Source organism: Saccharopolyspora cebuensis, assembly GCF_039542665.1.
Lineage (GTDB): Bacteria > Actinomycetota > Actinomycetes > Mycobacteriales > Pseudonocardiaceae > Saccharopolyspora > Saccharopolyspora cebuensis.
Window position 1 is genome coordinate 1 of record NZ_BAABII010000041.1, and the last position, 774, is coordinate 774.

At 76.0% G+C, this 774-nt stretch carries 2 protein-coding genes; both read left to right on the forward strand.

The features are described from left to right. A partial coding sequence (locus ABD976_RS29460) for a hypothetical protein (RefSeq protein WP_345368324.1) occupies nucleotides 1-206 on the forward strand: 206 nt, incomplete at its 5' end. Nucleotides 207-234: 28 nt separating this feature from the next. Then, on the forward strand, nucleotides 235-771 hold the full coding sequence (locus tag ABD976_RS29465; protein ID WP_345368325.1) for a hypothetical protein: 537 nt from the start codon (nucleotides 235-237) through the stop codon (nucleotides 769-771). The last annotated feature ends 3 nt before the right edge of the window (nucleotides 772-774 follow it).

Below are 774 nucleotides of genomic sequence, written 5' to 3' on the forward strand. Positions count from 1 at the left end.
CGGCGCGGGAGGACACCGAGCCGGGTGTGGCGGCGTTGCTGGCCGCCGGGGACCGGATCTTCCGGTCCGGTGCGGCGCTGGGGACCCAGTCCCGGCGGCGGCGCAGGCAGATCCGGGCTGGTCACCAGCAGCGGCGGCGCCGGGATGCGGCGCTGCGGGAGCTGGGTGCCCGGCAGGTACGTCAGCGGCGGGCCGCGGCCCGCTGAGTTTTCGACTGAGGCGAGGAGGTGCGCGGTGTCCGCGCTGCCCAATGACAACCGGTCGGGCGCCGCCCGACCCGACCCCGATCCCGTTGCTGGTTCCCGCACTGCCGAGGAGGAGACGGTGCGGCCGGTGCGGCACCTGTCGGCGGTCGAGGAGCTGGCACTCGACGACGAGGAGGTGCTGCTGCTCGGTGAGGCCACCGGCACCGAGCGGGGTGCTGGTGGTGTGGGCCGGGCTGGGCGGTGGCTGGCCGCGCTGCGGCCGCAGGCGGGGATCCTCAGCGATCCGCAGCCGTCGGTGACCGAGGAACTGCGCCGGGCGCGGTGTGGTGAGCACCTGGCCAGCCAGGGATGGCTGCGCCGGGCGGCGACCGGCTACGGCTACGCCGCGGCGGGCAACGCCGTGGTGGCGGTGACGTGGCGGTGGGTGGTGGATCACCCGGCGCGGCTGGCGGTGGTCAGCGTGCTGCTGGGGCTGGCGGTGCTGTGGGCGCCGTCGCGGCAGGTCCTGATCTGGCTGCTGTGGCCGCTGGCCGCCGCGCACGAGGCACTGGTGGCCCTGGACTGAACC